The sequence below is a fragment of the Allobrachymonas chironomi DSM 19884 genome, from assembly GCF_000374625.1.
In the GTDB taxonomy this organism is placed as follows: domain Bacteria; phylum Pseudomonadota; class Gammaproteobacteria; order Burkholderiales; family Burkholderiaceae_C; genus Brachymonas; species Brachymonas chironomi.
The window spans coordinates 52166-77663 of record NZ_KB894767.1 but is presented as its reverse complement, the minus strand read 5'-3'; the positions used below and the strand labels follow the sequence as shown (position 1 = coordinate 77663).

22 protein-coding genes and 2 tRNA genes are annotated in these 25498 nt (G+C 63.6%); 5 read left to right on the top strand and 19 right to left on the bottom strand.

Going from position 1 to position 25498, the window contains the following annotated elements; translation table 11 throughout:
• Window positions 1-16 precede the first annotated feature (16 nt).
• The 14 genes from C513_RS0105360 to cysS all read right to left on the bottom strand — a co-directional run bounded on the left by C513_RS0105360 (window position 17) and on the right by cysS (window position 15080).
• Window positions 17-112: transfer RNA gene (locus C513_RS0105360), tRNA-Sec, on the bottom strand.
• Between the two features lie 10 nt (window positions 113-122).
• Window positions 123-2021 (bottom strand): selenocysteine-specific translation elongation factor, encoded by a 1899-nt coding sequence (gene selB / locus C513_RS0105355; RefSeq protein WP_018715007.1) that lies wholly within the window; start codon window positions 2019-2021, stop codon window positions 123-125.
• Window positions 2018-3493 carry an L-seryl-tRNA(Sec) selenium transferase gene (gene selA / locus C513_RS0105350; RefSeq protein ID WP_018715006.1) on the bottom strand — a complete coding sequence of 492 codons (1476 nt, stop codon included), beginning with the start codon at window positions 3491-3493 and terminating at the stop codon, window positions 2018-2020. Before selA ends, selB begins: the two co-directional genes overlap by 4 nt.
• On the bottom strand, window positions 3490-4506 hold the full coding sequence (gene fdhE / locus C513_RS0105345) for a formate dehydrogenase accessory protein FdhE (RefSeq protein WP_156816050.1): 1017 nt from the start codon (window positions 4504-4506) through the stop codon (window positions 3490-3492). The genes selA and fdhE overlap by 4 nt, the downstream gene beginning before the upstream one ends.
• A gap of 70 nt (window positions 4507-4576) precedes the next feature.
• Window positions 4577-5212: a formate dehydrogenase subunit gamma gene (locus C513_RS0105340; RefSeq protein WP_211215729.1), complete on the bottom strand. Its 636-nt coding sequence runs from the start codon at window positions 5210-5212 to the stop codon at window positions 4577-4579.
• Window positions 5209-6138, bottom strand: a complete 930-nt coding sequence (gene fdxH, locus C513_RS0105335) for a formate dehydrogenase subunit beta (RefSeq protein WP_018715003.1) — start codon at window positions 6136-6138, stop codon at window positions 5209-5211. The genes C513_RS0105340 and fdxH overlap by 4 nt, the downstream gene beginning before the upstream one ends.
• 13 nt (window positions 6139-6151) lie before the next feature.
• Entirely contained in the window at window positions 6152-9238 is a 3087-nt protein-coding gene (fdnG, locus tag C513_RS0105330; RefSeq protein ID WP_156816049.1) for a formate dehydrogenase-N subunit alpha, read from the bottom strand.
• A gap of 296 nt (window positions 9239-9534) precedes the next feature.
• Window positions 9535-9834 (bottom strand): addiction module antidote protein, encoded by a 300-nt coding sequence (locus tag C513_RS0105320; RefSeq protein ID WP_018715000.1) that lies wholly within the window; start codon window positions 9832-9834, stop codon window positions 9535-9537.
• Complete coding sequence (locus C513_RS0105315) at window positions 9831-10133, bottom strand: type II toxin-antitoxin system RelE/ParE family toxin (protein ID WP_018714999.1); 303 nt, start codon at window positions 10131-10133, stop codon at window positions 9831-9833. The genes C513_RS0105320 and C513_RS0105315 overlap by 4 nt, the downstream gene beginning before the upstream one ends.
• Before the next feature lie 558 nt (window positions 10134-10691).
• Window positions 10692-10784, bottom strand: a tRNA-Ser gene (locus C513_RS0105310).
• A gap of 70 nt (window positions 10785-10854) precedes the next feature.
• The gene (tilS, locus tag C513_RS0105305) at window positions 10855-11928 is read right to left on the bottom strand and encodes a tRNA lysidine(34) synthetase TilS (protein WP_018714998.1); all 1074 of its coding nucleotides are present in this window, start codon (window positions 11926-11928) and stop codon (window positions 10855-10857) included.
• A gap of 10 nt (window positions 11929-11938) precedes the next feature.
• Window positions 11939-12916: an acetyl-CoA carboxylase carboxyltransferase subunit alpha gene (locus C513_RS0105300; RefSeq protein ID WP_018714997.1), complete on the bottom strand. Its 978-nt coding sequence runs from the start codon at window positions 12914-12916 to the stop codon at window positions 11939-11941.
• A gap of 86 nt (window positions 12917-13002) precedes the next feature.
• The gene (locus C513_RS0105295) at window positions 13003-13701 is read right to left on the bottom strand and encodes a DNA-3-methyladenine glycosylase family protein (protein ID WP_018714996.1); all 699 of its coding nucleotides are present in this window, start codon (window positions 13699-13701) and stop codon (window positions 13003-13005) included.
• Entirely contained in the window at window positions 13701-15080 is a 1380-nt protein-coding gene (gene cysS / locus C513_RS0105290; RefSeq protein WP_018714995.1) for a cysteine--tRNA ligase, read from the bottom strand. The genes C513_RS0105295 and cysS overlap by 1 nt, the downstream gene beginning before the upstream one ends.
• A gap of 248 nt (window positions 15081-15328) precedes the next feature.
• Here cysS and C513_RS0105285 point away from each other — a divergent pair, with 248 nt between their 5' ends.
• The 3 genes from C513_RS0105285 (at window position 15329) to C513_RS0105275 (ending at window position 17485) form a co-directional block, all read left to right on the top strand.
• On the top strand, window positions 15329-16015 hold the full coding sequence (locus C513_RS0105285; protein ID WP_018714994.1) for a peptidylprolyl isomerase: 687 nt from the start codon (window positions 15329-15331) through the stop codon (window positions 16013-16015).
• Between the two features lie 48 nt (window positions 16016-16063).
• Complete coding sequence (locus tag C513_RS0105280; protein ID WP_018714993.1) at window positions 16064-16570, top strand: peptidylprolyl isomerase; 507 nt, start codon at window positions 16064-16066, stop codon at window positions 16568-16570.
• A gap of 75 nt (window positions 16571-16645) precedes the next feature.
• Window positions 16646-17485: a UDP-2,3-diacylglucosamine diphosphatase gene (locus C513_RS0105275; protein ID WP_018714992.1), complete on the top strand. Its 840-nt coding sequence runs from the start codon at window positions 16646-16648 to the stop codon at window positions 17483-17485.
• 103 nt (window positions 17486-17588) lie between these two features.
• On the opposite strand, the gene C513_RS14265 is transcribed toward C513_RS0105275, so the two are convergent.
• Window positions 17589-17882, bottom strand: coding sequence for a hypothetical protein (locus C513_RS14265; protein ID WP_076342709.1), 294 nt, complete (start codon window positions 17880-17882; stop codon window positions 17589-17591).
• Window positions 17883-18072: 190 nt separating this feature from the next.
• A complete protein-coding gene (locus tag C513_RS0105270) occupies window positions 18073-19218 on the bottom strand; it encodes a ribosomal protein uL16 3-hydroxylase (protein WP_026320574.1) in 1146 nt (381 codons plus the stop codon).
• A gap of 14 nt (window positions 19219-19232) precedes the next feature.
• Here C513_RS0105270 and C513_RS0105265 point away from each other — a divergent pair, with 14 nt between their 5' ends.
• Complete coding sequence (locus C513_RS0105265) at window positions 19233-19802, top strand: FKBP-type peptidyl-prolyl cis-trans isomerase (RefSeq protein ID WP_018714990.1); 570 nt, start codon at window positions 19233-19235, stop codon at window positions 19800-19802.
• Between the two features lie 79 nt (window positions 19803-19881).
• Here the strand turns inward: C513_RS0105265 and argJ are convergent, their stop codons facing one another.
• Window positions 19882-21114 (bottom strand): bifunctional glutamate N-acetyltransferase/amino-acid acetyltransferase ArgJ, encoded by a 1233-nt coding sequence (gene argJ, locus C513_RS0105260; RefSeq protein WP_018714989.1) that lies wholly within the window; start codon window positions 21112-21114, stop codon window positions 19882-19884.
• A gap of 28 nt (window positions 21115-21142) precedes the next feature.
• The gene (gene secA / locus C513_RS0105255; protein ID WP_018714988.1) at window positions 21143-23917 is read right to left on the bottom strand and encodes a preprotein translocase subunit SecA; all 2775 of its coding nucleotides are present in this window, start codon (window positions 23915-23917) and stop codon (window positions 21143-21145) included.
• Window positions 23918-24188: 271 nt separating this feature from the next.
• On the opposite strand from secA, the gene C513_RS0105250 reads away from it, so the two are divergent.
• Window positions 24189-24503: a DciA family protein gene (locus tag C513_RS0105250; RefSeq protein WP_018714987.1), complete on the top strand. Its 315-nt coding sequence runs from the start codon at window positions 24189-24191 to the stop codon at window positions 24501-24503.
• Between the two features lie 8 nt (window positions 24504-24511).
• Here the strand turns inward: C513_RS0105250 and C513_RS0105245 are convergent, their stop codons facing one another.
• Window positions 24512-25471 (bottom strand): alpha-E domain-containing protein, encoded by a 960-nt coding sequence (locus C513_RS0105245; protein WP_026320572.1) that lies wholly within the window; start codon window positions 25469-25471, stop codon window positions 24512-24514.
• Window positions 25472-25498: the final 27 nt, after the last annotated feature.

Below are 25498 nucleotides of genomic sequence, written 5' to 3'. Positions count from 1 at the left end.
GCATCCAACAGATAATTGGCGGAGGAACACAGGAGTCGAACCTGCCCGGCAGCGCTTGGCACCACCCACCGGGTTTGAAGCCCGGCCGACCCACCAGGATCGTTGTTCCTCCGCAGAAACCGTTACGCGAACAGGCTGCTGTCGATACGCAGCAAGTGGGTATCGCCCACCCGTCTCAGCACACCGATGCGGTCCAGGTACTCCAGGATCTGGATCGCGCGCTTGCGTCCCAGCCCGGTGGCATCGCGGTAATCGGCGGCCAGTACCTTGTCCTGATGCGCGGCCGCAACCTGACGGGCCAGTTGCACCAGTGTCTGCATGGTGGCCGCATCATAATACAAATCCTTCACCACCTGGTGCAACTCGCCGCGCCGCGCCAATCGCGCCAGGGTGGAACGCACCAGCGGCTCGGGCTCGGCAGCCCACTTGGCCAGGTCACGCGCCCAGGCCCCTTCGTGGCCGGCATTGACCAGATGCGGTCGCACTTTCTCGGCCAGCCGCTGCTCGGTGGCCGACAGGCGCACACCATGTTCCGGCAGGTGCAGAAAGGCCCCCTGTTGCGACAGCAGGCCAGCCTCGCGCCAGCGCTGCACCAGCAGCTCCCACAAGGGATCGGGCATGCGCGGCAGTGCCAGCCGACGCAGGCGTGTCAGCGCCGGCCCCAGTTCATCCGGTTGCTGCTCATGGAAGGCGGCCAGCGTCTGTTGTACCTTGTCCCAGGCCTGCTGCGCAGCTTCCGCACCGATGGCCCAATGGCCTCCGGCCGCATGTTCGCCCTGCAAGGCCGATGCCGGCAGCACCGGCAACTGGCGCAGGCCCTGGGCCTGCTGAAAGCGTCGCAGGTCCAGCCCGTGGGGGGCATGCTCCAGCAAGCCCTGCAGGCGCTGCGCCGGCTCGGGCAGCTCCAGCACCGCCAGTTCGGCCAGGCGCTGCGGCGTGCGGCGATAGCGCACCGGTGCAAACGGGTCCAGCACCACACCACCGGCCAGGGTGCGCGTGGCCGAGGCATCGCGCAGCACCACACGGTCGCCATGCCAGGCCCCGAGCGGCTGGCGCAGCACAATCTGCACCAGCGCCGAAGCGCCCGGCTGCAAATTGTCCTGATCCAGCACGGCAATCGTTCCCGGAACCGATTCGGCCCCCAGGTGCACCTGCACGCGCGCGCCGGATTTCAGCGCCTTCTCCTCGGCATGCCAGAGGCTGAGTCGCGCATCAAGGCGCGACGTGGACAGTGCCACCGCCGGCTCTACCAGCCAGTCGCCACGATTCGCCTGCTCCTTGTCGATAGCCGCCAGCGCCACGGCGCAGCGCTGCCCGGCATGCGCCTGTTGCACCGGCTGGTTCTGCGCATGCAGGCTGCGCACGCGCACCGCAAGGCCGCCTGGTACCAGTTGCAGCTGCTCGGCTACCTGCACCTGTCCGGCGTGAACGGTACCGGTCACCACGGTGCCGGTCCCTCCTAGGCTGAAGCTGCGGTCTACCGCCAGGCGGAAGGCCTGCCCGCCATCCTGTGCTGCAACCGCGCCGCTGGCATCGAGCAGCAACTGGCGCAATGCGTCCACGCCCTGCCCGCTCTGCGCCGATACCGCCAGCACCGGCGCACCCGCCAGGCTGCTCTGCTGCAGCAAGGCCTGGATCTCTGCCGTCAACGTCGCGATACGCCCGGCATCGGCCCGATCCGCCTTGGTGATGACGGCAGCGCCGCGCGTCTTGCCCAGTAGCGACAGCACCGCCAGATGCTCGCGCGTCTGCGGCATGATGCCGTCATCGGCAGCGATCAGCAGCAGCGCAAAATCAATCCCGCTGGCACCAGCCAGCATGGTGTGCACCAGGCGCTCGTGTCCCGGGGCGTCAATAAAGCCGATGCGCTCGCCTCCGGGCGTATCCAGAAAAGCGTAGCCCAGCTCGATGCTGATGCCGCGCTTTTTTTCTTCCGGCAGCCGGTCGGTGTCCACGCCTGTCAGCGCACGCACCAGCGTGGTCTTGCCGTGGTCGATATGGCCTGCGGTGCCGACAATCATGCCAGCTGCTCCTGCAAGGCCGGCAACTGGCTGACAAAAGCGGCTTCCTGCTCCAGGCAGCGCAGGTCCAGCAGCAGGCGGTCATCGGCAATACGGCCAATCACCGGCAGCGGCAGCTGGCGCAGTGCGCTGGCCAGCGCATCCAGCGCACGGCCTGCACCTTTTTTCTCCAGCGGCGCCATCGCCAGTCCGGCCGATGGCAGCCGGTCCACCGGCAAGGAGCCGGATCCGATCTGGCCCTGCAACTCCACGATCTCCACGCCAAAGCGCGGGGCCACCGCCTCAATCAGCAGCGGCTGCAGGCGCGCTGCCAGGCCACGAATCTCCGCCACCGGACGCGTCAGCATGCGCAGCGTGGGCAAGTCGCGCGTCAGGTGCTCCGGCTGCAGGTAAAGTCGCAGCGTGGCTTCGAGCGCCGCCAGCGGCAGCTTGCTCATGCGCAAGGCCCGCTTCATGGGGAACTTGCGGATGCGGCCCACCGCCTCCTTGCTGCCCACGATCAGGCCGGCCTGCGGACCACCCAGCAGCTTGTCGCCACTGAAGGTGACCACATCGCAGCCGGCGACCAGCATCTCCTGCGGCAGCGGTTCGCGCGGCAGGCCGTATTGCGCCAGATCCACCAGCGAGCCACTGCCCAGATCGGTCGCCATCGGCAAACCGTGGCGATGCGCGATCTGCGCCATCTCGGCCTCGCTGACACTGCGGGTAAAACCCTGCACCTGGTAGTTGCTGGTATGCACCTTCATCAGCAGGGCCGTGTTGCCGCTGATGGCGCGCTCGTAATCCTGCGGGTGGGTGCGATTCGTGGTGCCCACCTCGACCAGGCGCGCACCAGCGCTCTCCATCACATCCGGCATGCGGAAAGCCCCGCCAATTTCCACCAGCTCGCCACGCGAGACAATCACCTCGCGGCCACGCGCCATGGCGGCCAGCGTCAGCAGCACGGCAGCGGCATTGTTGTTCACCACCGTGGCGGCTTCGGCTCCGGTGATCTGGCACAGCAGCTCCTCGATCATGCTGTCACGATCGCCACGACCGCCGCTGCCCAGATCGTATTCCAGGTTGTTCGGGCCGGACATCATCGCCAGCATGTGCTGCAGTGCCGGTTCGGCCAACAGCGAACGCCCCAGGTTGGTGTGGATCACCGTGCCGGTCAGGTTCAGCACCGCCTGCATGCGCGGGCGCAACACCTGCTGCACGCGCGCCTGTAACTGCGCTGCAAGCGCCGGCAAGGCCGCCTGCGCCAAGTCCAGCTGCCCGGCCAGCACCTGCTGGCGGCAGTCATCCAGCAGACGGCGCGCCTCTGCCGCCACCAGCGTATGGCCATGATCGGCCAGCAGCTGCTGTACCGCCGCCTCGCGCAGCAGTCGGTCCGTGGCCGGCAGATCGCGCGGATGCGCCTTGCCGGCAGCTTGTTCTCCAGCTCCGAACCCGGAACCGTGCACCACGGATTCAGCGGGTTCCTGCATCATACTTCTCCCGGTGCTTCGGGTTCGGCCGCGCCAAACAGCAACATCATGTTGACGCCGTGGCGCTGCTTGCCCGATTCCGATACCAGCAGGTCCAGCGTCAGGCTGGCCAGGTCATCGGCCACGGCATCGGCCATCACGTCGCGATCGGCGTGGATCAGCTTGGAGTAATGGCCGCACTCGTCACAGGTCTCGGCCTGCACGACCGCCTTGCGCGCGCGCGACTCGTCATGCTCGACATCGGCCAGCTCCAGCTCGTGGTACTGCAGGCCCTTGGTCGATTCGCAATGCGTGCACTTGATGCGCACCATGTTCCACTGGCTGCCGCACAGCGAACACTGCAGGTAGCGCTGGCCACCACGTTCGGCACCGGCCTTGACCACGCTGGACACCGGCTTGCTGCCGCAGCAGGGACATACCTTGGCATCGTCGATGCGGCCAAAGGGGGCCACGCGCTGCTCATCGGTCTGCGGGCGCTTGGCCAGGGCATCGACCATCCAGGTCCAGTAGACCTGCAGTGCCGCACCAATCACCGGTGCCGCGCCCATGTCCAGATCATAGGCAATGCCGTGCAGCAGCTTGTCGGCCTGCAGTTCCAGCCAGTCGCCCTCGGCCTCTTCCAGCTGTTGCAGCATCTCGTGTGCCGGCTCGGGCGCATGGGCACGCAGGCTGCGGGCCAGCGCACGCACGATCTGCTGCCAGGCCGGATCGCGCGTCCAGTGCTCGGCCGGCAGCGGCGGGCGACCCAGCAGCGCCGCCTGGGTCACGGCTTCGGCATCGGGCAGGGCTGCGCCGGCAAAGCCATTCAGCTGTTCCTGCTGCGCATGCGCCAGCTCGGCCATGAACAGCAGGAAGTCCTGCATCGCATGGCCGGCCGCCAGCTGGCGCAGGCGCATCTCGCGCTCTGCAAAACAGGTTCGCGCTTCCGGCAGGTGCAGGAAGGTCGCTTCGATTTCGGTACGCAGCGCCAGTTCCTCGGCGGGAACAATGCTTGCGCTTGTGGTGTGATCGTTCATGGCATGCATAAAAAATGACCCCGGCACCACTGGGTGCCGGGGCCTGGGAGGTATCCGTCAGCCGGCAGGATCAGCGCTTGTCAGCGCCTTCGCCAGTGACCTTTTTGTACCACAGATAGTGGTTCTGCTTGGCCCAGCCGGCAGAAACCGTACCCTGGGTCATGGCACGAACCGTGCCCTTCACCCACAGGGCGGCGTAGATGTGCATCACCACCACCAGCGAGATCGCAAAGGCGGACAAGGCATGCACCACCAGCGCCACGCGTTGCAGCGGAATCGGCACACTGTTGGCAAACCATTGCTGCCAGAACAGCACACCAGTCACCAGCAGCAGCAGCATGCAGATGGCCATGACCCAGAACACGCCCTTCTGGCCGGCGTTGAAACGACCGGCCGGAGGCATGTTAGCTTTTCTGCCTGCCAGCATGTCGCCGGACTTCTTCATCCACTCCACGTCATTGCGGTTGAACAGGTTGGCCCTGGCCAGCGCAAAGAACATGAACAGGAAGGCGATGAACACGCCCACCCCCAGATAGGGGTGCAGGATGCGCGTCCACTGCGGTCCGCCAAACAGGTTGTCCAGGAAGAACAGGCTGGGATGGAACAGGGCCAGACCGGAGAAACCGGCCAGACCGAACAGCAGCACCATGATCCAGTGGTTGAAGCGCATCATGCTGCCATAGCGTTGCAGGTAGCGTTTCATCATGCCTCTCCTTCACGGCGCTTGCTGCCGTCCTCGTAGCCAGCCGGAGCAGCCACGTCATCCTCATCTTCCGGCTCGGGCACCGGACCCACCTTCACGTAATGGAAGAAGCCGGTCACGGCAGCGCCAATCATGGCGGCCAGCGCCAGCGGCTTGGCCGCCCCCTTCCACAGCGACACCCACGGGCTGATCCGGGGATCGGCCGGCAGATCGTTGTAGATTTCGGGCTTGTCGGCGTGCTGCAGCACGTACACCACGTGGGTACCGCCCACGCCCTCGGGGTCGTAGACACCGGCGTTGGCGTAACCGCGCTCCTTCAGGTCGGCCACGCGGACCTCGCCGAAGTGCAGCATGTCTTCCTTGGTACCGAAGCGGATCGCGCCGGTCGGGCAGGTCTTCACGCAGGCCGGCTCCAGGCCCACACCCACACGGTCGGAACACAGCGAGCACTTGTAGGCCTTGTTGTCCACCGTGCTGATGCGCGGCACGTCGAACGGGCAGCCCTTCACGCAGTAGCCGCAGCCAATGCAGTGCTCGCTGATGAAGTCGACGATACCGTTGGCGTACTTGACGATGGCACCCGGGGACGGGCAGGCCTTCAGGCAGCCCGGATCCTCGCAGTGCATGCAGCCGTCCTTGCGGATCAGCCACTCCAGACGGTCCTGCTCGACTTCGACTTCGGCGAAGCGCATGACGGTCCAGGCCTCGGGGCCCAGATCAGCCGGGTTGTCATAGATACCGACGTTGTGGCCCACTTCCGGGCGGAGATCGTTCCACTGCATGCAGGCTACCTGGCAGGCCTTGCAGCCGATGCAGCTGGAAACGTCAATCAGTTTGGCGACTTCGGGAGTCGCCTCCTTGCGCACCTGCGGAGACGGCGTGGTCGTGGCAGAGCGCTTGGCGATGTCAAGGGATTGCAAAGATGACATGTCGTGCTCCTGCTCAGGCCTTCTCGATGTTCACGGTGAAGCTCTTGTACTCGGGCGTCTGGGTATTCGCATCACCCACGAACGGGGTCAGCGTGTTTACCAGATAGCCGGGCTTGGTCAGCCCCACAAAGCCCCAGTGGTTCGGCAGACCGACGGTATCGACCGGCTTGCCGTCCACCGTGAGACGCGGAATGCGCTTGCTCACCACCGCCACGGCCTTGATGTAGCCGCGGTTGCTGGAGACCTTCACCATGTCGCCATTGCTGATGCCCTTGTCCTTGGCCAGCTCGACGCCGATCTCGACGAATTGCTGCGGCTGGATGATGGCATTGCTCAGCGCGTTCTTGGTCCAGTAGTGGAAGTGCTCGACCAGACGGTAGCTGGTCGCCACATACGGGAAGTCGGCCGGCTTGCCAAACGCCTCCAGGTCCCCCTTGTACACGCGGGCGGCCGGGTTGGCACGCGCCTTCGGGTTGTTGGGGTGCATGGGGTTGTTTTCCAGCGGCGACTCGAAGGGCTCGTAGTGCTCGGGCAGCGGGCCATCGGCCATGCCGGTCGGTGTGAACAGGCGGCCGGTACCCTCGCCCGTCATGATGAAGGGCATCATGCGGTCCGGGTCGGCCGGGTTGGCGTCCACCTTGTAGTCGGGCACGTCGGCACCCACCCACTTGCTGCCATTCCACCAGACCAGACGGCGCTTCGGATCCCAGGGCGAGCCATCAGGACGTGCAGAAGCCGCGTTGTACAGGATGCGGCGGTTGGCCGGCCACGCCCAGGCCCAGTTCGGGGTCTGGCCGTTGTCGTAGACGTCGGTGTTGTCGCGGCGTGCCATCTGGTTGCCAGCCTGGGTCCAGGAGCCGGCATAAATCCAGCAGCCGGAAGCCGTCGTGCCATCGTCACGCAGCAGACCAAAGCCGGACAGCTGCTCACCGGCCTTGGCCAGAACCTGCGCTGCCGCACCCGGCTTGCTCGGGTCAGCCGGCGCGATCACGTCAGCAATCGCATAACCGTTGGCCTCCATGGCCAGCTCGGTGGCCGTGGGAGCATGTGGCACCTTGTACTTCCAGTCCAGATTCACGATCGGATCCGGGAAGGCACCGCCCTCCTTGCGGTAGGCATCGCGCAGGCGGATGAAGATCTCGGCCATGATTTCCATGTCCGGCTTGGCCTCGCCCGGCGGGTTGGCGCCCTTCCAGTGCCACTGCAGCCAGCGGCTGGAGTTGGTGATGGAGCCATCCTCCTCGGCAAAGCAGCAGGTCGGAATGCGGAACACCTGGGTCTGGATTTCTTCCGGGTTCACATCGTTGTACTCGCCGTGGTTCTTCCAGAACTCGGCGGTTTCGGTGTTCAGCGGATCCATCACCACCAGGTACTTGAGCTTGCTCAGGCCGCTGATGATCTTCTTCTTGTTCGGGAACGAGCCGACCGGGTTGAAGCCCTGGCAGAAGTAGCCATTGAGCTTGCCCTGGTTCATCAGCTCGAACGCCGTCAGGATGTCGTACAGGCGGTCGTACTTGGGCAGGTAGTGGAAGGCCCAGTCATTTTCCTTGGTCGCAGCCGCACCCCAGGTGGCCTTCTGGAAGCTGACGAAGAACTTGGGATAGTTCTGCCAGTAGCTCATCTGGTTGGGACGCAGCGGCTTGGTCGAGCGTGCATCCAGGTAGCCTTGCAGATCCTGCTCGGAATCGCGCGCCAGGCTCAGGTAGCCCGGCAGACTGGTGGACAGCAGGCCCAGGTCGGTCAGGCCCTGGATGTTGCTGTGGCCGCGCAGCGCGTTGATGCCACCACCCAGCTGGCCGATGTTGCCCAGCAACAGCTGCATCATGGCAGCGGTACGGATGATTTGCGAGCCCATGCTGTGCTGGGTCCAGCCCAGTGCATACAGGATCGTCATCACGCGGTCGGTCGTCGCGGTGCTGCTGATCATCTCGGCTACCTTCAGGAACTTGTCCTTGGGCGTCCCGGTGATCTGCTCCACCACTTCCGGCGTGTAGCGGCTGTAGTGCTGCTTCATGATCTGCAACACGCAGCGCGGATGCTGCATGGTCGGATCGGTCTTGGCGTGATCGCCTTCCTTCTCGTAGGTCCAGCTGCTGTTGTCGTAGGCGCGCTTCTCTTCGTTGTAGCCGGAGAAGATGCCATCGGCAAAGCTGTAACCCTCGTTCACGATGAACGCAGCATTGGTGTAGTTTCGGACGTATTCGGTCTGGATCTTGTCATTGCTGAGCAGGTAGTTGATGACGCCTGCCAGGAAGGTGATGTCGGAACCAGCGCGAATCGGCGCGTAGTAATCGGATACTGCAGCTGAACGGGTAAAGCGCGGATCGACCACGACCAGCTTCGCCTTGTTGCGCTGCTTGGCCTCGATCACCCACTTGAAACCCACGGGGTGTGCTTCGGCGGCATTGCCACCCATGATGAGCACGAGATCGGCGTTCTTGATGTCCTCCCAGTGGTTGGTCATCGCGCCGCGCCCAAACGTCGGAGCCAGACTGGCTACCGTAGGGGCGTGTCAGACACGTGCCTGGTTGTCAAAGACGATGGCCCCCGTGCTGCGCATCACCTTGTGAGTGATATAGCCGGCCTCGTTGGAGGAGGCCGATGCAGCGAGGAAGCCCGTGCTGGTCCAGCGGTTGACCGTCTGGCCGGCTTCGTTGGTGGCAATGAAGTTGGCGTCGCGGTCTTCCTTCATCAGCTTGGTGATGCGGCCCAGGGCCTCATCCCAGCTCAGACGCTTCCATTCATTGGTACCGGGTTCGCGCACCTCGGGGAAACGCAGGCGGTTGGGACTCTTGACATAGTCCAGGATACCTGCGCCCTTCGGGCAGAGCGAACCACGGCTCACCGGGTGATCCGGATCGCCTTCGATATGGATGATGCTGCCGCGCACGTTCTTGGCGCCATCACCCAGGGTGTACATGATCAGGCCGCAACCTACCGAGCAGTAGGTGCAGGTGTTACGGGTTTCCGTGGTACGGGCCAACTTGAACTGGCGCGTTTCGGCAAGTGCGGCAGTGGGCGAGAAGCCCAGCGCCACCAGGCTGGAACCAGCCAGCCCTGCCCCACTGACCCGGAAGAATTGTCTCCGGTCCATATCCATGGCCGTGTCCTCCAAGAGCATTGTGAAAATTGTGTGATTGCCACAACCATCGTAGACGGACTACGGCGCTTGTCAGCGCGGGTTTACCCGTGATGACAGCAGCATAAACCAATGGTTGCGGATTTCAACGCAGTGGATTATGCGCACAAGTTGCACGCCTGGCCCCGGATTTGATGCGCATCCCCGTGAGGCGGTCAGTTAATTGATTCGCTAAGTATTCTGTTTTCAAGGTGCTTTGGCTTGCTTGGTGCGCGTGCTGCCGCGGTTGCCTGGAGGCATGCCAGTGAAAGCGCTCATCATGATGCCGCAGTTTCCAGCGGCTTGACCGCCAACGTGATGCCTAGCGCCTGCATCACTGCCATCGTACTGCGCAGCGTGGGGTTCCCATCCACGCTGAAGGAGCGATAAAGCTGCTCTCGCGACAATCCGGTTTGGCTGGCCACCTGGGTCATGCCCCGAGCGCGCGCCACCACGCCCAGCGCATGTACGATGTAGGCCGGGTCTTGGGTATCGAACGCTGCAGCCATGAAGTCTGCGATAGCCTGACCGGAGTTCAAGTGCTCTGCCGGGTCAAAAGTGGTGAGTTTTTCAATCATGACTTTTCCCTCCATCTGTCAGCCAACTGCTGCGCAGTCTTGATATCACGCTGCTGTGAGCTTTTGTCTCCGCCACACAGCAGGATGATGATCTCGCTGCCACGCTGCTGAAAATACACCCGGTAACCGGGACCATGGTGAATGCGAAGCTCACTGACACCCTTCCCCACCGGTTCTGCATCACCAGCATGACCAAAAGCCAGACGGTCAAGGCGCGAAGCAATCATCACGCTGGCCCGTTGATCTCGCAGCGTACTGAGCCACTTGCGAAAAGTCTCTGTCTGCTTCAGTATGTACATGGATACTGTAGTTTATAAATTACGGACTGGCAAGCAAGATCTGTCATGACCAACCGCGCACGGGACTACATGCGGTTTGCCAGCTTGCAACACGCAGTGCCTGCTCGGAATACACACAAGATATGATGCCCATGGAATTAGATACTTCATCTAATTTTATTGTATTTTCGATTACTTTATATCTATATCCAAGGACGCAACTGTCCGGCTTCATCTCGCCCTGAAAGCAGGTGGTCAACAGCGTGCGAGAGATCAGTCAGACTGCCGACTACGCGTTAGTCGAATGGGATATCAACATCGCGATTTCTGATGACCCACTATCCAGCTCTACTGGCCGTGCATGCCAAATCCAAGCTAGTCACCGTGACCTATTGGCATGCCTTGCCGGATGCGTGGCGGACAATGCCCCACGAGGGTTTCCTGAAAGTACGACGTCCCCGGATTGCCCAGGTCATATGGGCTGGCTATATGCCTTGCTGGATGACTTGCTTGCCGTCGCCAGCAGTAAACTCACCAAAGAAAAACCCCTGCGAGCAAAGCTCGCAGGGGTTTCTGTTCTGGCGGAGACGAAGGGATTCGAACCCTTGATGCAGCTCTTCACCGCATACTCCCTTAGCAGGGGAGCACCTTCGGCCTCTCGGTCACGTCTCCAGCAAAGCGTTATTGTAGCGCAATTTCTTGTCGTTTGTCAGTTCGCAAACCCAACTTTTACGAAACCGCCCTATGCCTGTTCCGCCCAGGCCAGCAGCTCGCCCTGCCGCACCACATAGCCCTGCCCGACCCGGATGCGGATCTGGTGACCACGCGTGGTACAGGCTGCCAGCACGTCCAGCAAGGCGCGCAGTTGCGCCTCGCTGCCGATCACGCCATGGGCCTGCTTGAGCCAGTGCCGCAGCAGATTCGACTGGCGCGCGCGCGACAGGGTTTGCAGGGCACGGATGCGCGGCGGCTGACCGGCCTGTTGCAGGTCGATCTGCGCCAGCTCCTGCAACAGTTGGTCGGCTTCGGCAGCCAGACGCGCGGTGCGCGCAAAACTGCTGCGAAAGGATGGCATCGCCTGCTCCAGCACTGGCAGCAGGGTATGGCGAAAGCGGTTGCGCGTGAAGCGCTGGTCCACATTGGTCGGGTCGTCGATCCAGGGCACCTGCTGCTGTTGCAGCCAGTGACGCAGCTCGGCTGCCGGCACTTCCAGCAGCGGCCGGGCAAACGCCATGCCATGGCGCTCAAAGCGTGCCGCCATCGCCGCCAGACCGGCCACCCCGGCACCACGGCTCAATGCCAGCAATACGCTCTCGGCCTGGTCATCCGCATGCTGGCCAAGCAGCACCAGGCTGGCACCCTGCTCGCGCGCCATCTCCACCAACGCAGCGTAACGCGCCTGGCGCGCACTGGCTTCCAGGCTGGCTCCGGGCTGGTGATTCACCAGGATATGGCGGCTGCACCAGCGCAAATCCTGTTGCAAGACCGGATGCGCCGCCTGCAAGGCGGCACAAAAAGCCTGGCCATGGTGCTCAAACCCATCCGCTGCCTGCTGCAGCCCATGGTGCACATGCAGCACTACCAGCCGCATCGGCCAGCGCAGGGCCGGCAACTCATCGCGCTGGCGCAACAGCAGGCGTGCGACAGCCAGCAACAAGGCCGTGGAATCGGCCCCGCCGCTATAGGCAATGCCCAGCACGGCCGGGCCGGGCTGCGGCCAGGTTTGCCACCACTGCTGCAGCGCATGGTCTACCGCGGAATCGGGCCTGTCCATCAAGGCGGGCAGGCCTCCCGTTGCGGCATCGACAGGCAGCATGCGACCTCGGTCAGGCCGCTACAGCGCCAGTGTCCTTGAAGCGGCCATAGCCTTGCAGGCGCTCGTAGCGGCGGTCCAGCAGCTCGTTCACCGGCAGCTCGACCACCTGGTTCAGCGCATCCACCAGCGCCGTCTTGAGCTTGGCAGCCATCTGCTGGTGATGGGTATGGGCACCGCCCACCGGCTCGTTCACGATCTTGTCGACCAGGCCCAGCGCCTTCAGGCGCGGCGCCGTCACGCCCAGCGCCTCGGCGGCTTCCTCGGCGCGGTCGGCGGTCTTCCAGAGGATGGAAGCGCAGCCTTCCGGGCTGATCACGGAATAGACCGAATACTGCAGCATCAGCACCTGGTCGGCCACGCTGATCGCCAGCGCGCCGCCGGAGCCGCCTTCACCGATGATGGTGGTGATGATCGGCACTTCCAGCTGCGCCATTTCGAAGATGTTGCGGCCAATCGCCTCGCTCTGGCCACGCTCTTCGGCATCGATACCGGGATAGGCACCGGGGGTATCGACAAAGGTGAACACCGGCAGACCGAACTTCTCGGCGGTCTTCATCAGACGCAGCGCCTTGCGGTAGCCCTCGGGCTTGCTCATGCCGAAATTGCGCAGGCCGCGTTCCTTGGTGTCACGGCCCTTCTGCTGGCCCAGCACCATGCAGGGCATGCCGTTGAAGCGCGCCAGACCACCGACGATGGAACGGTCATCGGCAAAATGGCGGTCACCATGCATCTCGACGAAATCGGTAAAGATGTCGCGCACATAGTCCATGGTGTAGGGGCGATCCGGGTGACGCGCAATACGCGTGATCTGCCAGGCACTCAGATCGCTGTAGATATCCTTGGTGAGCTGCTGGCTCTTCTTGCTCAGCTGCTCGATCTCGGCAGAGATGTCGACAGCCGAATCGCTCTGCACCTGGCGCAGTTCTTCGATCTTGTTTTCAAGCTCGGCGATGGGTTGCTCGAAATCGAGAAAGGTCCGTTTGGCCACTTGAACTCCTTTGGGGGAACATGCCGCGTATTGTAAGTTGCATTGCCCTGGTGCAGGTCCAGGGCGCGAGATAGAGATAAAGGCTCTCAGTAGGCCACCGGCACCGGCTCCAGCGAGCGCCAGATGAACCAGGTGGCGACACTGCACCAGGGCTTCCAGGCTTCGGCCACCTCACGCATGTCGCTGCGGCTGACCGGCTCACCGGAAAAATAGTTCTGGCTGATGCCCTTGACCAGGCCGGCATCGTCCAGCGGCAACACGTTCGGGCGCAGCAGGTAAAACATCAGGAACATCTCGGCCGTCCAGCGGCCAATGCCCCGGATTTGTACCAGTTCGCTGATGATGGCCTCGTCATCCATTTCCTGCCAGGCGGCCGGATGCAGCCGGTCTTCGGCAAAGTGCAGGGCCAGATCGTGCAGGTAATCGGCCTTGCGCGCACTCAGGCCGGCAGCGCGCAGCTGCTCGGTCGGCAGGGCCAGCACGCGCTGCGGCAGCATCTCGACGCAAGTCGCCTCGAAGCGGTTCCATACCGATTGCGCCGCCTTGACAGAAATCTGCTGGCCGATGATGCTGCGCGCCAGGGTGCTGAAGGCATCGCCGCGCGACTGCAGGCCGGTATGCGCATGCAGCGGAATCAGCCGCTTCATGACGCGATCGCGTCGGGCCAGTTGCCGGCAGGCATCGGCCCAGTAATCCGGAAAAGGCACGGTCAGATCCCGTACCGGTACGGCGGAGGTGGAAGCCCGGCTGCTGCTCACGACCAATGCCTGGTTGCTGCCACACATTACTGCGCCATTTCCCAGGTCGTGCCGCTGGCGCTGTCCTTCAGCACCACGCCCTGCTCCAGCAAGGCGTTGCGGATGCGATCGGCCTCGGCCCAGTCCTTGGCGGCCTTGGCAGCGGCACGCGCTGCGATCTGCTGCTCGATGGCCGCCGCATCCAGGCTGACACCTGCCTGCAGGAACTGCTGCGGATCCGCCTGCAACAGGCCGATGACACCGCCCAGCGCCTGCAGCAGGCCGGCCAGCTCGGGGGAGCGGCTGCGGTTGACTTCGGAAGCCAGTTCGAACAGCACGGCCACCGCCTCGGGCGTACCGAAATCCTCATCCATGGCGGCCTTGAAGCGCGCCGCAAACGGCTGGCTCCAGTCGATGCTGGCGGGCGCTTCTGCCGGCACCAGACTCAGCGCGGTGTACAGGCGCTTGAGCGCGGCGCGCGCATCGTCCAGATGGGCATCGCTGTAGTTGAGCGGGCTGCGGTAGTGCGCACGCAGGATGAAGAAGCGCACGGTTTCGGCGTCGTAGTCCTGCAGCACCTCGCGGATGGTGAAGAAATTACCCAGGCTCTTGGACATTTTTTCGTTGTCCACACGCACAAAGCCGTTGTGCATCCACAGGCGGGCAAAGCCTTCACCATGCGCCCCTTCGCTCTGGGCGATCTCGTTCTCGTGGTGCGGAAACTGCAGGTCGGCGCCACCACCGTGGATGTCGAAGGTCTCGCCCAGCAAGGCGCAGCTCATGGCCGAGCATTCGATATGCCAGCCGGGACGGCCGCTGCCGTAGGGGCTGCTCCACTTGGCCTCTTCGGGCTCGCCCTCCTTGGCCGATTTCCAGAGCACGAAATCGAGCGGATCCTGCTTGCCATCCTGCACCGCCACGCGCTCGCCGGCGCGCAGCTCGTCGGGCGACTTGCCAGACAGCTTGCCGTAGCCGGGGAACTTGCGCACGGCATACAGCATGTCGCCATTGCCGGCCTGGTAGGCCAGGCCCTTGTCCTGCAGCGTATCGATGATGGACAGCATCTGCGGCACGTAGTCGGTGGCGCGCGGCTCGTGGGTCGGGCGCTCGATGCCGAGCGCATCGGCATCTTCATGCATGGCGGCGATCATGCGGTCGGTCAGGCCGCGCATGGTTTCGCCGTTTTCCAGCGCACGCCGGATGATCTTGTCGTCGATATCGGTGATGTTGCGCACATAGGTGACACGATAACCGCTGGCACGCAGCCAGCGCTGCACCACGTCAAACGCCACCATCACGCGCGCATGGCCAAGGTGGCACAGGTCGTACACCGTCATGCCGCACACATACATGCGCACATGGCCGGGTTCGAGCGGGACAAATTCTTGCAGGTCACGCGCCAGCGTGTTGTAGATACGGAGCGTCATGGTCGTGTGGGAAAACCGGGGCAGGCCGCAAGGGCCAGGCTCCACGGCTGAAAAAGCCCGACAGGCAGCTGTCGGGCTGAAAATGGCATGGTCTGCGCGTAGCAGGCGCGTTCCGGAATCCCTTATGGTACCCCAAACCCGGGCCAACGTGCGGCAACAGCCGGACACGCCATGTGACATGTTGCGCGCCAGATGCTGCCATAATGCGCCTGCCCTGACGTATCGACTTCACCCTGGAGGAATCCGACATGACACCATTCACCTCCTTTCTGCGCCGCCGCAGCCTGCTGGCAGCCCCGCTGCTGCTGGCGCTGGGTGTGCCGGCGCTGGCCGCCAAACCGGCTCCGCAGGTCCAGTTCGTGACCAGCATGGGCAACTTCGTGGTCGAACTGTATCCGGACAAGGCCCCGAAGACCGTGGCCAACTTCCTGCACTACGTCAAGTCCGGCCATTACGATGGCACCATCTTCCATCGGGTGATCCCCGACTTCATGATCCAGGGCGGCGGTTACGATGCCAAACTGATCGAGCGGCCGGCCCGCCAGACCGTACCGCACGAAGGCCGCCAGGCCTACCAGGCCGGGCTGCGCAACGTCAGCGGCAGCATCGCCATGGCACGCACCAATGATCCCGATTCGGCAGCCGCCCAGTTCTTCATCAACGTGAAGGACAACGGTTTTCTGGATCCGGTGCCGATTCCCGATGCCGATCCGGTACCGCGCTTCGTCTACCAGGGCCGCACCTACACCAACGTGCCACGCAGCAGCCTGGCACGTGCACCGCAGCTGTATGGCTACACCGTCTTTGGCAAGGTCGTCAGCGGCATGGACACGGTCATGCGCATCCGCCAGGTGCAGACCGGGCCGCTTGGCCCTTTTGCCAGTGATGTTCCGCGCCGCACCGTGCTGATCGAATCGGCGAGCCAGATAAAATAGGCGTTCGCCTGCCCCCGGCAGCCATTTTTTCAGACACAAAGGCAACCCATGTCCAACCCCCAAGTCGAACTGCAGATCGCCGGCCTCGGCACCATCACCCTCGAGCTGGATGCCGAAAAGGCACCCGTGACCGTGGCCAACTTCCTGGAGTACGTGAACAAGGGCCACTATGACGGCACCATCTTCCACCGCGTGATTCCCGGCTTCATGATCCAGGGCGGCGGCTTCGTGCCCGGCATGGACCAGAAGCCCACCGCTGCCGAAATCAAGAACGAGGCCGACAACGGCCTGAAGAACGACAAGTACACCATCGCCATGGCCCGTACCTCTGCGCCGCACTCCGCCAGCGCCCAGTTCTTCATCAACGTTGCCAACAACGATTTCCTGAACTTCAAGTCGCCCACCGCCCAGGGCTGGGGCTACGCCGTGTTCGGCAAGGTCGTCAAGGGCTCCGAACTGGTTGACCAGATCGCCAAGGTCGTCACCGGCCGTCGCGGCTACCACGATGACGTGCCGAAGGACGACGTGCTGGTCGAGAAGGCCACCGTGCTCTGATCGGATCACCGGCACCGCACTGGCCACGCAGCCCCCGCTGACGTGGCCTTTTTCTTATCCGACTCCTGCAAGCACATGAGCACGTCCGCCCCCACGCACCCGATCCCCGCCGCCGAGCTGTTGCTGGCCGAAGCCGGCTGGCACACCATTGACTGCATTTCCGACCTGCACCTGCAACAGGACGGTGCCACCTGGCAGACGCTGCGCCACTACCTGCGCCAGACGCCGGCGCAAGCGCTGTTCCTGCTCGGCGACATCTTCGAGGTCTGGGTGGGCGATGATGTACTGGACGATGCCGGCCACGCCTTCGAGCAGCAGGTCGCCGACGAGCTGGCGGCGCTGGCCGCACGGGGCTGCCAGGTGCTGCTGATGCACGGCAACCGCGATTTTCTGCTGGCCCAGGCCTTTTGCGAACGTGCCCGGGCACGCATGTTGCCCGATCCCAGCGTGCTGCAACTGCCCGATGGCGAGCGCGTGCTGCTCAGCCACGGCGATGCGCTGTGCATCGATGATGTGGCCTACATGCAGTTCCGCCAGACAGTGCGTAACCCCGCAGTGCAGCAGCAATTCCTGCAACAGCCGCTGGCGGCGCGGGTCGCCATGACGCAGCAGATGCGCGCCCAGAGCGATGCGCGCAAGAATGCGCTGGGCGTGGAAGGCTATGCCGATGTGGATGCGGAACTGGCGCGTGCCTGGCTGCTGGCACACGATGCCACGACACTGATCCACGGCCATACGCACCGCCCCGGCGAACATGCCTTGCAGCAGCCGCAAGACCGCTGTGCGCTACGGCGCATCGTGCTGAGCGACTGGGAACTGGAACCCGGCCATGGCCCGCAGCGCGCCCAAGTGCTGCGCTGGCAGGCGGGATCGCCTGACTGGCAACGCCTGTCGCCTGCCGCCGCCGCTGTCTGATGCGGTTTCGCCTGGCCACAGGCATGAAAAAACCGCCTTGAATGAACCAAGGCGGTTTTTCTTGCTGCATGGCAGCTTGCGCTGCCATGTGGCTGACCTGTGCTTACTTGGAAGCAGCAGCGTCCACAGCGGAAGCGGCGGCGTCAACAGCGGAAGCAGCCGCGTCGGTAGCAGCAGCAGCGGCGGAAGAAGCAGCGTCAGCGGTAGCGGAAGCAGCGTTGTCAACGGTCGTGGCAGCAGCGGAAGCAGCAGCGTCAACAGCAGAAGCGGCGGAAGCAGCAGCGTCAGCAGCGGAAGCAGCAGCAGAAGCGGCTTGCACAGCAGCGTCTTCTTTCTTGCCGCAAGCGGTCAGGGCAGCAGCAGCGATAACAGCAGCGATCAGGTAAGACTTGTTCATTTTTTCAATCCTTCAGGAATGTATTGGGTACGAGACAGTTTCCGGAAATGTTCTCTGCCTGACGGCAGGAGGACGGGAGGAAGCCCGTTACTTGCCCCCTGCCACGCATTATAGGGAAAACACCCAACAAGCTGACAAAAGCTGACGCCGCGCTTGTGAGGAAATGTCAATCTGTTGTCAGCTTGCCACATTATTGCGGCAGTGCAGCACCGGTGTGTCCCCAGCCGTCATCTGCCCAGGACAGCAGCAGCGCGCGTGCGTCCTCGCTGGCGGCTGCCAGGGTGTCGGCATCCAGCTGGCGCTGGTTGGCCAGCTGGCGCATCAGGGCCGCATCTTCCCCGGCGGCACGGTAGCTTTCGCCGTTGATGAACACATGCTGCTCGTCATACAGCATGCGGGTGCGGCGGTCCAGCCAGTAGCAGGCCTGCAGCCCCTCGGGCTGTTGCTCGGGCACGTCAAACCAGACGTTGGCCTTGGGTTCTGTCAGATATTCGCCAAGCGCACAGGCCAGATTGTCATCGTCCTGCAATGCTTCTGCGATAGCCTGCCGCGCGAAGTCCTGCATGCTGACGGGAATCGCTGCCGACGCCTGCACCGCCGGCTGGTCGGCATCCTCGTACAACGCCTCGCCAAGGGCATCGGCTGCCGGATCGGCCATGCGGCCCAGCAGCTCACGCGCCAGATCGCCACGTTGCGGCACACGGAAACCGATGGAATAGGTCATGCACTCCCCTTCCACCGCCACGCCATCGTGCGCCCAGCCCGGCGGCAGGTACAGCATGTCGCCCGGTTCCAGCACAAACTCCTCTTCCGGCTGGAAATCGGCCAGAATGCGCACCGGCAGGTCCGGCAGCAGCGTGCGGTCTTGCTGGCGGCCAATGCGCCAGCGGCGCTTGCCCATGGCCTGCAGCAGGAACACGTCGTAGCTGTCAAAGTGCGGCCCGACACCACCTCCTTCGGTGGCATAGCTGATCATCACGTCATCCAGACGGGCATCGGGGATGAAGCGGAACTGCTGCATCAGCGCATGCACCCGTGCATCGTGCAGATCCACGCCCTGCACCAGCAGCGTCCATTTCGGCTCGTCATGGCCTGGCAGCTCTTCGGCCTCGAACGGGCCACGCTCCATTTGCCAGCCACCATCAGCAAAATCGCCGATCAGGCGCGATTCAACCTCGTCCTGACTGGCCAGAGCGGCCAGTTGCTCGCGGCTGAGCAGCGGCTGGAAACCGGGAATCGCCTGGCGGATCACGAGCGGCTGGCGCTGCCAGTACTGCCGCATGAAATCGGCGGGAGAAAGTTGACCCAGCAAGGTCATGGGGGCTTGTGTGTTCATGGGACAATTGTGCAATGGAAAACACCACAGACAACGATACCCCTGAAACCCCTGTCGTCACTGACCAGTCGGTGGTGGCGCTGACCTGGATCATGAAGGACTCCATGGGCGATCTGCTCGACGAGCTGGAAGATCCGGTCGAATTCCTGGTGGGCGGCGACGACCTGCTGAACAGCATCGACCAGGCGCTGATCGGTCGCCATGTCGGCGACACGGTCAAGCTCGATCTGGAGCCGCTGGATGCCTTTGGCGATTACGACGAAAACCTGATCTTTCTCGAAGCGCGCACGCTGTTCCCGGCCGAAACCGAGGAAGGCATGACATTCGACGGTCAGGCCCTGCCCGCCGGCTGCAGCCCGGACATCCCGCAGGACGCGCTCTATATCGTGACCGACCTCTACCCCGATCATGTGGTGCTGGACGGCAACCACCCGCTGGCCGGCATCAGCCTGCACCTGCAGTTGCGCATCCACGGCGTGCGCGAAGCCACGGTAGATGAAATCGGTCGCGGCTCGGCTGGCGCCGGCTTCTTCAAGCTGGAGCCGGGCGCACAGCTGCTGCCGGGCAACGACACACTGCACTGAAATACCCTGCCCTGCCTGCCACAAGACAAAGGCGGCTCCCCGGAGCCGCCTTTGTCTTGTCTGAATCCTCAGGATCCGGTCACGAACGGTAGTCCGCGTTGATGCTCACATAATCGTGGCTCAGATCGCAGGTCCAGACCGTGTCGGTGGCCTGGCCGCGTCCCAGCTGTACGCGCACGGTGATCTCGGCCTGCTGCATCACGCGCTGGCCATCGGCCTCCTGGTAGGACGGGTTGCGGCCACCCTGCGTGACCACATGCACGTCATCCAGATACAGCTCGATCTTTTCCTGGTCCAGATCGGTAATGCCGGCATAACCGACTGCCGCCAGAATGCGGCCCAGGTTCGGGTCGCTGGCATAGAACGCGGTCTTGACCAGCGGCGAATGCGCGATCGCGTAGGCCGCCAGACGGCACTCCGCGGCGGTCTTGCCGCCTTCGACCTGCACCGTGATGAACTTGGTCGCCCCTTCGCCGTCGCGCACGATGGCCTGCGCCAACTTGAGCGCCACGGCCTGCATGGCGGCCTTGAGCGCCTGGCCTTCAGCACTGTCGAGCGATGTGATCTCGGCATGATCGGCCTGGTTGCTGGCAATGACCACGAAGGAGTCGTTGGTGGAGGTATCGCCATCGATGGTGATGCGGTTGAAGGAGCCGTCGGCCAGCTCGCGTGCCAGCTGTGCCATCACGCCCTGGCTGACGCGCGCATCGGTGGCCAGAAAGCCCAGCATGGTGGCCATGTTCGGCCGGATCATGCCGGCACCCTTGCTGATGCCGGTGATGCTGACGGTGGCACCGCCCACTTGCGCCGTGGCACTGCAGGCCTTGGGCAGGGTGTCGGTGGTCATGATGCCTTCGGCGGCCACGGCCCACTGGTCAGGGGCTGCGGCATCAATCGCATCGGGCAAGCGGGCGATGATGCGATCCACCGGCAACGGCTCCATGATCACGCCCGTCGAGAACGGCAGGATCTGCTGCGGCTGCACACCGAGCTGTGTCGCCATCGCCTCGCAGGTCTGGCGTGCATGCTGCAGGCCGCTGGCGCCGGTACCGGCGTTGGCATTGCCGGTATTGATGACCAGCGCACGGATCGCTGCGCCGTCTGCCGCCAGATGCTCACGGCAGACCTGCACCGGTGCCGCGCAATAGCGGTTCTGCGTGAACACCGCCCCCACGCTGGCACCCTCGTCCAGCAGGATCACGGTCAGGTCCTTGCGGTTGGCCTTGCGCACACCGGCTTCGGTCACGCCCAGGCGCACGCCGGCAACCGGATGCAGGTCTTCGGGACGGGGGGCTTGGAGTTGTACGGGCATGGATGCTCCTGCAGGAAAGTAGGAAAAATCAGCTCAGCTTGCCGTGGCACTGCTTGTACTTCTTGCCACTGCCGCACGGGCACGGATCATTGCGGCCGACACCGACAAAGGTATCGGACGACAGCGTCTCGTCTTCGCCCAGCGGCGCGCCAGCGGTTTGCTGCGGCACGCCGGATTCATCGGGCGAAGTGTAGGTGATGTTGATGTAGCCACCGCCCTCGTTGCCCACCATCTGGTCGGCAGCCTCGTCCAGCTGCTCGGGCGACTGGATGCGCACCGTCATCAGGATGCGGGTGGCATCGTTCTTGATGGCATCGAGCATCTGGCCGAACAGCTCGAAAGCCTCGCGCTTGTATTCCTGCTTGGGCTGCTTTTGCGCATAGCCGCGCAGGTGGATGCCCTGGCGCAGGTGGTCGAGCGCACTCAGGTGTTCGCGCCAGTGCGTGTCGATGCTCTGCAGCACCACGGCGCGCTCGAAATTGATGAACTGCTCTTCGCCGACCAGCGCCATCTTGGCCCGGAAAGCGCTATCGGTTTCCTGCAGCACGCGCTCCAGGATGTCCTCGGAGGTCATGCTGCTGGATTTCTCGACCTCGGCACGCAGGTTGATGGACACGCCCCACTCTTCCGCCAGCACCTTTTCCAGGCCGGGCAGATCCCACTGCTCTTCCATGCTCTCGGGCGGCACGAAGGCATTCACCAGGTCGGTGAAACAGCCGTGGCGCAGACCATCCACGCCGTCCTGGATGCCCTGCGACTCCAGCACCTCGTTGCGCTGGCGGTAGATCACCTTGCGCTGCTCGTTGGCGACGTCGTCGTACTCGAGCAGCTGCTTGCGGATGTCGAAGTTGCGTGCCTCGACCTTGCGTTGTGCGCTCTCGATGCTGCGCGTGACCATGCCAGCCTCGATCGCCTCGCCCTCGGGCATCTTCAGGCGGTCCATGATGGCGCGCACGCGGTCACCGGCAAAGATGCGCATCAGCTGGTCATCCAGGCTCAGGTAGAAGCGGGACGAGCCCGGATCGCCCTGGCGGCCGGAACGGCCACGCAGCTGGTTGTCGATACGGCGCGATTCGTGGCGCTCGGTGGCAATGATGCGCAGGCCGCCCAGCTCGCGGATGTTGTCGTGGTCTTGCTGCCAGTTGTCGCGCAGGCTGGTGACACGCTGCTGGCGCACGGCCTCTTCCAGCGAACTGTCGGCCTCGACCGCCGCAATCATCTTCTCCAGGTTGCCGCCCAGCACGATGTCGGTACCGCGACCGGCCATGTTGGTGGCGATCGTGATCATCTTGGCGCGGCCGGCCTGGGCCACGATTTCGGCTTCGCGTTCATGCTGCTTGGCGTTGAGCACCTGGTGCGGCAGACCGGCTTCGGTCAGCATGCCGGAGATGATCTCGGAGTTCTCGATGGAAGTCGTGCCCACCAGCACCGGCTGGCCGCGCTCGTAGCAGTCACGGATATCGTCGATGGCCGCCTGGTACTTCTCGGGCGTGGTCTTGTAGACGCGGTCCAGCTGGTCTTCGCGCAGGCTCGGACGGTTGGGCGGGATCACCACGGTTTCGAGGCCGTAGATTTCCTGGAATTCATAGGCCTCGGTATCGGCGGTACCGGTCATGCCGGACAGCTTTTCGTACAGGCGGAAATAGTTCTGGAAGGTGATCGAGGCCAGGGTCTGGTTCTCGGCCTGGATCGGCACGTTTTCCTTGGCTTCGACCGCCTGGTGCAGGCCGTCGCTCCAGCGGCGGCCGGCCATCAGGCGACCGGTGAATTCGTCCACGATGACGATTTCCAGGCCCTTTTCGCCCTGCTGCACCACGTAGTGCTGGTCACGGTGGTACAGATTGTGTGCACGCAAGGCGGCATACAGGTGATGCATCAGCGTGATGTTGGCCGGATCGTACAACGATGCGCCTTCCGGCAGCAGGCCGATCTTGGCCAGGAGGTCCTCGGCACGCTCGTGGCCCTGGTCGGTCAGGTAGACCTGGTGCGCCTTTTCGTCCACGGTGAAATCGCCCGGCTTGGTCACGCCTTCGCCGGTGAGCGGATCCGCCTCACCTTCCTGGCGTGTCAACTGCGGAGCGACCTGGTTCATCACGCGGTACATCTCGGTGTGGTCGTCGGCCTGGCCACTGATGATCAGCGGCGTGCGCGCCTCGTCGATCAGGATCGAGTCCACCTCGTCGACGATGGCGAAGTGCAGCGGGCGCTGCACGCGCTCGGTCAGGTCGTAGACCATGTTGTCGCGCAGGTAGTCGAAACCGAATTCGTTGTTGGTGCCGTAGGTGATGTCGGCGGCGTAGGCCTGCTGCTTCTCGGCACGCGACATGTTGGGCAGGTTGATGCCCACCGTCATGCCCAGGAAGTTGTACAGGCGACCCATCCACTGGGCATCGCGACTGGCCAGGTAGTCGTTGACCGTGACCACGTGCACGCCCTTGCCGGTGAGCGCATTCAGGTAGACCGGCAGCGTGGCGGTCAGGGTCTTGCCCTCGCCGGTGCGCATTTCGGCAATCTTGCCTTCGTGCAGCGCCTGGCCACCCAGCATCTGCACGTCAAAGTGGCGCATCTTCATGATGCGGCGCGAGGCTTCGCGCACCAGCGCAAAGGCTTCGGGCAGCAGGCTGTCGGTACTGGCACCCTCCGCGATGCGCTGGCGGAATTCCGCGGTCTTGGCCGGAATCTGTTCGTCGGTGAGCTGTTCGTATTCTTGTTCGAGCGCGTTGACACGCGAGACGACCTTGCGGTACTTGCCCAGCAGCCGGTCATTGCGGCTGCCGAAGATTTTTGTCAGGAATGTGGCCATGCATCTACATCACCGCCCGGGCTGTTGCAGCACCAGTCGGCCATGTCCTTGGTAGGTAATGAAAACCGGAGCACCGGGAAACGAAAATCCGAAAAAGGCTACATGGGGGCAAAAGGCCGTACTGCAAGGCTGCTTCCCCATGCCGGACCCTGTTCCCGGCACCGGATAAGACGATCTATTCTACTCTTGCCGCCTGTGCGCCACGTGACGCCAGCCCCTGCGGGTGTGACAAGGTGCTGCACGATGGCCACCGCTGGCCGATAATCGGTGCATGGAGCGCAAGCATTACGCCATTCACATCAACCAGGCCGCACAGGAAGCCCCCGTGCTGGGATCGCTGCTGCAGTGCATGCAGCTGTCACAGCAGTGCAGCCAGAGCATTGCGCGGCTGGTACCGCCGATGATGCGCAGCCGCATCACCTGGGGCGCCGTGCAGGATGGCGAGTGGTGCGTCATCATCTCCGGCAATGCGGTGGCGGCCAAGGTGCGCCAGCTGCTGCCGCTGTGGCTGTCACGGCTGCAGCAGGACGGCCTGCCGGTACAGCGCATCCGCTTGCACATGGCCGGCAGCGGGCCGCAGCGCTGACCACCGGCTCAATGCTCCGGATGCAGGAATTCGCGCGTGACCGCCATGCCCAGCGCATGCACGCGCTCGAGAAAGTGTGTCAGGTAGGGGTGCAGTCCGGTGTGCAGAATCTCGCGGATATCGCCATAGTGCAGATCGGTCTGCAATCGTCCGGCGAGCCGGCGTGACTGGCTGCCACTGTGCATGCTGGCACCGATGCGCTCCAGATTGCCCACCACCTGATTCAGGCAGTAGACGAGTGAACGCGGCATGTCGGGGCGCATGATCAGCAGCTCGGCCACGCGCTCGGGCGTGATCACGTCACGGTAGACCTTGCGGTAGATCTCGAAGGCCGACACGCTGCGCAGCATGTTGCTCCAGTAGTAGAAATCGAGCTCCTCGTCATCATCGAGATCCATCGCCGGCACACGCTCGTTGCTGTGGAACTTGACATCGAGCAGACGTGCCGTGTTGTCGGCCCGCTCCAGAAAGGTACCCAGGCGCATGAAGTGCAAGGCCTGGTCCATCAGCATGGTGCCCAGGATCACACCGCGCGACAGGTGCGAGTGGTACTTGACCCATTCCAGGAAACGGCTGGGATCGATGCGCAGCACATCGGTTTCCAGCAGCTTGCCGGCCTCCAGCCAGACCTGGTTGTAGGTTTCCCAGACTTCCGTGGTGAGCGTACCGCGTACCGCCCGTGCATTTTCACGCGAGGCATGCAGGCAGGACATGATGGACGCCGGGTTGTCCAGATCCGCCACCATGAAATCGATCACCCGGTCGGGCTGGATGCTGCCATGGCGCTGGCGGTACTCGGGCAGCAGCTCACAGATCGACAGCAGGCCGGACCAGCCCTGCTCGGCCTGGCTGGCCGACTGCGGCAGCAGCGTGGTCTGGTAATTGACATCGAGCATGCGAGCGGTGTTCTCGGCGCGCTCGATGTAGCGGGACATCCACAGGAGGTGATCGGCGGTTCTGGATAGCATGGTGGTTCTCGTATGGCGTGAATGAAT

Bases quoted from the DNA above. Each gene is read 5' to 3' on its own strand.
- selB (WP_018715007.1), bottom strand. From the start codon at position 2,021: ATGATTGTCGGCACCGCAGGCCATATCGACCACGGCAAGACCACGCTG.
- selA (WP_018715006.1), bottom strand. From the start codon at position 3,493: ATGATGCAGGAACCCGCTGAATCCGTGGTGCACGGTTCCGGGTTCGGA.
- fdhE (WP_156816050.1), bottom strand. From the start codon at position 4,506: ATGAACGATCACACCACAAGCGCAAGCATTGTTCCCGCCGAGGAACTG.
- C513_RS0105340 (WP_211215729.1), bottom strand. From the start codon at position 5,212: ATGATGAAACGCTACCTGCAACGCTATGGCAGCATGATGCGCTTCAAC.
- fdxH (WP_018715003.1), bottom strand. From the start codon at position 6,138: ATGTCATCTTTGCAATCCCTTGACATCGCCAAGCGCTCTGCCACGACC.
- C513_RS0105320 (WP_018715000.1), bottom strand. From the start codon at position 9,834: ATGATTGAAAAACTCACCACTTTTGACCCGGCAGAGCACTTGAACTCC.
- C513_RS0105315 (WP_018714999.1), bottom strand. From the start codon at position 10,133: ATGTACATACTGAAGCAGACAGAGACTTTTCGCAAGTGGCTCAGTACG.
- tilS (WP_018714998.1), bottom strand. From the start codon at position 11,928: ATGCTGCCTGTCGATGCCGCAACGGGAGGCCTGCCCGCCTTGATGGAC.
- C513_RS0105295 (WP_018714996.1), bottom strand. From the start codon at position 13,701: ATGTGTGGCAGCAACCAGGCATTGGTCGTGAGCAGCAGCCGGGCTTCC.
- cysS (WP_018714995.1), bottom strand. From the start codon at position 15,080: ATGACGCTCCGTATCTACAACACGCTGGCGCGTGACCTGCAAGAATTT.
- C513_RS0105285 (WP_018714994.1), top strand. From the start codon at position 15,329: ATGACACCATTCACCTCCTTTCTGCGCCGCCGCAGCCTGCTGGCAGCC.
- C513_RS0105280 (WP_018714993.1), top strand. From the start codon at position 16,064: ATGTCCAACCCCCAAGTCGAACTGCAGATCGCCGGCCTCGGCACCATC.
- C513_RS0105275 (WP_018714992.1), top strand. From the start codon at position 16,646: ATGAGCACGTCCGCCCCCACGCACCCGATCCCCGCCGCCGAGCTGTTG.
- C513_RS14265 (WP_076342709.1), bottom strand. From the start codon at position 17,882: ATGAACAAGTCTTACCTGATCGCTGCTGTTATCGCTGCTGCTGCCCTG.
- C513_RS0105270 (WP_026320574.1), bottom strand. From the start codon at position 19,218: ATGAACACACAAGCCCCCATGACCTTGCTGGGTCAACTTTCTCCCGCC.
- C513_RS0105265 (WP_018714990.1), top strand. From the start codon at position 19,233: ATGGAAAACACCACAGACAACGATACCCCTGAAACCCCTGTCGTCACT.
- argJ (WP_018714989.1), bottom strand. From the start codon at position 21,114: ATGCCCGTACAACTCCAAGCCCCCCGTCCCGAAGACCTGCATCCGGTT.
- secA (WP_018714988.1), bottom strand. From the start codon at position 23,917: ATGGCCACATTCCTGACAAAAATCTTCGGCAGCCGCAATGACCGGCTG.
- C513_RS0105250 (WP_018714987.1), top strand. From the start codon at position 24,189: ATGGAGCGCAAGCATTACGCCATTCACATCAACCAGGCCGCACAGGAA.
- C513_RS0105245 (WP_026320572.1), bottom strand. From the start codon at position 25,471: ATGCTATCCAGAACCGCCGATCACCTCCTGTGGATGTCCCGCTACATC.